Origin of the sequence: Paraconexibacter sp., from assembly GCF_041602235.1 — a bacterium.
Lineage (GTDB): Bacteria > Actinomycetota > Thermoleophilia > Solirubrobacterales > Solirubrobacteraceae > Paraconexibacter.
In genome coordinates this window covers 1-4,932 of record NZ_JBFIGP010000280.1, presented here as the reverse complement: position 1 = coordinate 4,932, position 4,932 = coordinate 1, and the positions used below count along the sequence as shown (strand labels likewise).

The window sequence follows — 4,932 nt, the reverse complement described above, 5'->3', positions numbered from 1 at the left end:
GCGTCGTCCACGGCGACGACGACGGGCCGGTCCTCGGCCAACGCCGCCAGCAGCCAGTACAGGGCGTTCAGCGTGCCGAAGCCGCCGTCCGGATCGACGCTCGACGACGGCGTGCCCGAAGCGATCAGATCGGGTTGCAGGATACGTCGAACCTGTTCGGCCACCCGTTCGCGTTCGCCGCCGCAGCCGTCGTCCGGTGCCCTGCCGAGGACGCCGCCGAAGAGCTGCCGGGCGAGGCCGAGACCGTACGCCGAGTCCAACTGCGTGGCGCGGGCGTGAAGCACCGTGAGCTCGCGGGTTCGCGCCATCTCGATGCCCGCGCGCAGGAGCGCCGTCTTGCCGAGGCCGGTCGCTGCCTGGATCAGGACCGCACCGCCGACCCCGTCGGTGACCGCGTCGATCGCGCCCTCCAACGTACCGAGTTCGTGCTCGCGCTCGAACAGGGTCCTGTGGTGTCCAACCTCGATCGGCCTCACCTCTCGGGACCAAAGATCAGGTGCTCCGCCTGATGCGATGCACCTGCGACCCGCGGCACTCTACCCCGCAATGCGGGAGATCGGGATCCGGGTGTCATCAGCCAGCCGCACCGCGGCCGAGGAGATTCACGACGGCGGAACGGCCGCGCCCGATCCCCTGATCGCCCGCACGTACGAGCGCGCGCGGTCGCACCTCTCCGACCTCACGCCCCGTGAGCACACCGTGCTGTGCCTGCTCGCGGAGGGGTGGACGAACGGCGCGATCACCCGGATCCTCCACGTCAGCGACAGGACGGTGGAGTCCCACGTCCGGTCGATCTACGCCAAGCTCGGCCTCGACAACCGCCTGGTCGACCGACGGGTGATGGCCGCGCGGGCCGCCTTCGAGCGCGGCGGTCACCACGCCGACCGGGTCGTTTGACACAGCCCGATTTTCGTGTCACTGTCAATGACACGAAATGTCGTCCCGCTCGTACGTCCAGTCCACTCGTGCCGAAGCGACCGCCCGGACCCGCCGGGCGATCCTCGACGCGGTCCAGGGCGCGTTCGACGACGGTGACCTTCGCCTGTCGCTGGACGAGATCGCCGGTCGGGCCGGGACGACGACGCGCACCATCCTGCGCCATTTCGGCAGCCGAGACGACCTGATCGCCGCGGCCGTCAGCGACGCGGGCCAGCAGGTGATGGCTCAGCGGTCCGTCCCGGTCGGCGACGTCGCCGCCGCGGTACGCAGGCTCGCCGAGCACTACGAGGAACGCGGTCCGCAGGTGCTGCGGATGCTGGCCGAGGCCGAGCGCAATCCCCTGGTGCGCCAGGTCACCGACGCCGGGACGCTGCTGCACCTCGAATGGGTCCAGGACGTGTTCGCGCCGTTCCTCGACGACCCCGACCCGGAGGTCGTTCGCGAGCGGGCGGCGCGACTGGCCACCGTCACCGATCTCCAGACGTGGGCGCTCCTGCGTCTGCGCCATGGCCTCTCCCCGGAGGCCACCGAGGCCGCGATCCGGCGCCTCGTCGACCCCATCACAGGAGAACGATCATGAGGATTCTCGCCTACACGTCCCCCGCCCGAGGCCATCTCAACCCGATGATGGGCGCTCTTCTGGCCTGCCGCGAGCGCGGCGCGGAGATCCACGTGCGGACGCTCGCCAGCGCCGTGCCCGACGTCCGGCGGGCCGGGCTCGTCGCCGAGGCGATCGATCCGAGGATCGAGGCCATCGAGCTCGACGACCACGAGGAGCGATCCCCGCTCGCGGCCGCCAAGCGCACGTACGTCGTGTGGGGCGCCCGCGCTCCTCACGAGGTCCCCGACCTGCGCGGCGCCATCGACGAGGTCCGGCCGGACGCGCTGCTCGTCGACACGACGACCTTCGGCGCCCGCGCCGCCGCGGAGACGGCGGGGCTGCCGTGGGTGGAATCGCGGCCGTTCCTGCTGGAGGAGCCGGCGCCCGGCATCCCTCCCTTCGGGTTCGGGCTGCGCCCGCGCACCGACCTGCTCGGCCGGACCCGCGACCGGATCATGGGGGCCGTCATGGGGCGCTTCGAGCGCACCGCCGTCCTGTCGACCGTCAACGCCGGTCGGCAGGCCGCCGGCCTGGCCCCGCTGGACCATCCGTCGGAGGCCTACGGACGCGCCGACCGCAGCCTGTACTTCAGCGCTCCGCCGTTCGAGTACGCGCGTCCGCCGCTCCCCGGCGTCGTCGCGGTCGGAGCGAGCGAGTGGGAGCCGCCCGCCGAGGAGGACCTCGAGGAACTCGACCTGCTGGACGACCGTCCCCTGGTCCTGGTGGTCTGCTCCTCGGAGTACCAGAACGACGGCGCCATCGCCGTGGCAGCCCTCGAGGGCCTGACCGACCGCTACCAGGTCGTCGTCACCTCGGCCGGCGTCGATCCGAGCGGACTCGAGCCACGCGGCGGCGCGGTCGTCCGGCGGTTCCTGCCCCACGGACCGCTGCTGGAACGGGCCTCCGTCGTCGTCTGCCACGGCGGCATGGGCATCACGCAAAAGGCCCTGGCCGCCGAGGTCCCCGTGGTCGTCGTGCCTTGGGGCCGTGACCAGCTCGACGTCGCGATGCACGTGGACGTGGCGGACGCCGGCGTGGTCGTCCCCCGCAAGAAGCTGACCGCGGCGCGGCTCGCCGACGCCGTCGCCACGGCGAGCACGAAGGCCGAGGGTGCGCGTCGGGTCTCCGCCGGCTACCGCGCGACCGGTGGCTCGGAGAAGGCGGCCGAGGTGATCTTGTCGCTGGCGTCCGCCGGGGCTACCGTCGTGCGATGACCTCGCCCGCATGGGAAGGACGGGAGATCCCGCTCGGCAGCGAGACGCTCACCGTCATCGAGTCGAACGCCGAGGCGCTGGTCCTCGAGGCCGTCTGGCCGACGCGCACCTCCAGCCCGCCTCCCCACCTGCACCCCCGGCAGCAGGAGCGCTTCGACGTGCTCGAGGGTGCGCTGGAGGTCGAGATCGACGGCACGCGCTCGACCGTAGCCGCGGGCGAGGCGTTCACCGTGCCGCCCGGCAGCGCGCACCGCATGCGGAACCCCGGCCCCGGCCCCGCACGAGCACGCTGGACCGTGAGCCCGGCGCTGCGGACCGAGGCGCTGTTCCGGGAGCTCGCTGCGGTCGGAGGTGCGAAGGCGTCGCCGCTGGTCGCGACCCAGGTCCTCCTCCGGTACCGCGACGAGTTCCGGCTGGCCCTGCCCAGCCCGCTCGAACCGGTCGCGGTCCGAGCGCTGGCGACCGTCGGGCGCGTGCTGCGCCTGCCGCACTAGGATCCGCCCGCAGCACCCGCCACCGAACAAGGAGCAGCACATGGGAGTCCTCGACGACAAGGTCGCCATCGTCACCGGGTCCGCTCGCGGCATCGGCCGCGCGACCGCGGAGATCCTCAGCGCCCAGGGCGCGAAGGTCCTCATCAACGACCTCGACGCCGACGTCGCGCAGCAGACCGCTTCGGAGATCGCGGGCGAGACCACCGTCTTCGCGGGTGACCTCACCAAGGGCGACGCGCCCGACAAGCTCATCCAGACGGCGATCGACGCCTTCGGCAAGATCGACATCATCGTCAACAACGCCGGCTACACGCTGGACGCGCCCATCCACAAGATGAGCGATGACTGGTGGGACCGGATGGTCGCCATCCACCAGACCGTCCCCTTCAAGATCCTGCGGGCCGCCGCCCCCCACCTGCGTGAGCCCGCCAAGAAGGAGAAGGAGGAGGGCGTCGAGGTCTTCCGCAAGATCGTCAACGTCGCCTCGATCTCCGGCACGATGGGCAACGCCGGCCAGGCGAACTACTCCGCGGCCAAGAACGGCGTCGTCGGCCTGACGAAGACCGTGGCCAAGGAGTGGGGCCAGTTCAAGATCAACTGCAACGCCGTGGCGTTCGGCTTCGTCGACACGCGCCTGACGCAGTCCAAGGTCGACGACAACACCATGGAGATCGACGGCGAGAAGGTGCAGCTGGGCATCCCGGACCAGATGCGCGCGATGGCGTCGATGATGATCCCGCTCGGCCGGCCGGCGACGCCGGAGGAGGCCGCGGGCGGCATCTTCTTCCTGTGCTCGCCCTGGTCCAACTACGTCCACGGCCAGGTGCTGAACGTCTCGGGTGGCGTCTTCAGCGGGATGATGTCCTGACGGACCCGCCGTACTCCGTCGCCACCGTGCGGGAGGAGGACCTCGGTGTCCTTCTCCCGCTGGTGCGCGCCTACTGCGCGTTCTACGAGGAGACCGAGGGGATCCCGCAGGCCTCCGACGACGCGCTCCTCGAGCTCTCACGTGCGCTGCTCGCGGACCCCGAACGCGAGGGGGTGCAGCTCCTCGCCCGCGACACCGCCTCGGGGGCGGCGATCGGCTTCGCCACCGTCTACTGGTCCTGGTCGACGCTCTCGGCCTCCCGGATCGCCGTGATGAACGACCTCTTCGTCGCACCCTCGGCCCGGGGCGGCGGCGCCGCCGAAGCGCTCATCGAGGCCTGTCGCGAGGCGGCAGCCGGCCACGGCGCCGCGTCGCTGCAGTGGTCGACGGCCCTCGGCAACCACCGGGCGCAGAAGCTCTACGACCGCGTCGGCGGCCAGCGGTCCCGGTGGCTGGACTACGACCTGCCGGTGGGCGACCGGTGAGCAGGCGCCGGATCGCATCCCCGCTGCGGGACGCGCTGGACAAGCGCGTGCACTGGACGCTCAGCCTGATCGACGACCGACTCGGGCGCCGCGGCGCCACCGTGCACGAGCGGCTCGACGACCTCGAGCGCTTCACGCGCGCCACGCTGCAGGCCCAGGGCTGGCTCGCCGCGGGCGACCGACCGGGCGGGGCGCTGCTCGACCTCGACGCGGGCAGGGCGGCCTACCTCAACTGGGCGGGCGGGCCGGACGGATACGCCGCCCAGGCCGGGCTGTGGTTCAACCCGCCGGTCCCCGTCGAGCTCGCCGAGGGCGCCGCCGACGTGCTCCT

General features: G+C 72.0%; 8 protein-coding genes. 7 read left to right on the top strand and 1 reads right to left on the bottom strand.

Features of this window, described 5'->3' with window-relative positions; all coding sequences use genetic code 11:
* Positions 1-476, bottom strand: a 476-nt coding sequence (locus ABYE80_RS17110; RefSeq protein WP_372791517.1) for an AAA family ATPase, incomplete at its 3' end; no start/stop codon positions are given.
* A gap of 91 nt (positions 477-567) precedes the next feature.
* On the opposite strand from ABYE80_RS17110, the gene ABYE80_RS17105 reads away from it, so the two are divergent.
* From ABYE80_RS17105 to ABYE80_RS17075, 7 genes are all read left to right on the top strand, one after another.
* Positions 568-897: a response regulator transcription factor gene (locus ABYE80_RS17105; protein ID WP_372791516.1), complete on the top strand. Its 330-nt coding sequence runs from the start codon at positions 568-570 to the stop codon at positions 895-897.
* Between the two features lie 37 nt (positions 898-934).
* Positions 935-1,519 (top strand): TetR/AcrR family transcriptional regulator, encoded by a 585-nt coding sequence (locus ABYE80_RS17100; RefSeq protein ID WP_372791515.1) that lies wholly within the window; start codon positions 935-937, stop codon positions 1,517-1,519.
* Positions 1,516-2,754: a glycosyltransferase gene (locus ABYE80_RS17095; protein ID WP_372791514.1), complete on the top strand. Its 1,239-nt coding sequence runs from the start codon at positions 1,516-1,518 to the stop codon at positions 2,752-2,754. Before ABYE80_RS17100 ends, ABYE80_RS17095 begins: the two co-directional genes overlap by 4 nt.
* Positions 2,751-3,248 (top strand): cupin domain-containing protein, encoded by a 498-nt coding sequence (locus tag ABYE80_RS17090; protein WP_372791513.1) that lies wholly within the window; start codon positions 2,751-2,753, stop codon positions 3,246-3,248. The genes ABYE80_RS17095 and ABYE80_RS17090 overlap by 4 nt, the downstream gene beginning before the upstream one ends.
* Before the next feature lie 40 nt (positions 3,249-3,288).
* Positions 3,289-4,116, top strand: a complete 828-nt coding sequence (locus ABYE80_RS17085) for an SDR family NAD(P)-dependent oxidoreductase (protein ID WP_372791512.1) — start codon at positions 3,289-3,291, stop codon at positions 4,114-4,116.
* A 26-nt stretch (positions 4,117-4,142) separates the two neighbouring features.
* Complete coding sequence (locus tag ABYE80_RS17080) at positions 4,143-4,601, top strand: N-acetyltransferase family protein (RefSeq protein WP_372791511.1); 459 nt, start codon at positions 4,143-4,145, stop codon at positions 4,599-4,601.
* A partial coding sequence (locus tag ABYE80_RS17075; protein WP_372791510.1) for a hypothetical protein occupies positions 4,598-4,932 on the top strand: 335 nt, incomplete at its 3' end. The genes ABYE80_RS17080 and ABYE80_RS17075, both read left to right, overlap by 4 nt.

Bases quoted from the DNA above. Each gene is read 5' to 3' on its own strand.
- ABYE80_RS17100 (WP_372791515.1), top strand. From the start codon at position 935: ATGTCGTCCCGCTCGTACGTCCAGTCCACTCGTGCCGAAGCGACCGCC.
- ABYE80_RS17095 (WP_372791514.1), top strand. From the start codon at position 1,516: ATGAGGATTCTCGCCTACACGTCCCCCGCCCGAGGCCATCTCAACCCG.
- ABYE80_RS17090 (WP_372791513.1), top strand. From the start codon at position 2,751: ATGACCTCGCCCGCATGGGAAGGACGGGAGATCCCGCTCGGCAGCGAG.
- ABYE80_RS17085 (WP_372791512.1), top strand. From the start codon at position 3,289: ATGGGAGTCCTCGACGACAAGGTCGCCATCGTCACCGGGTCCGCTCGC.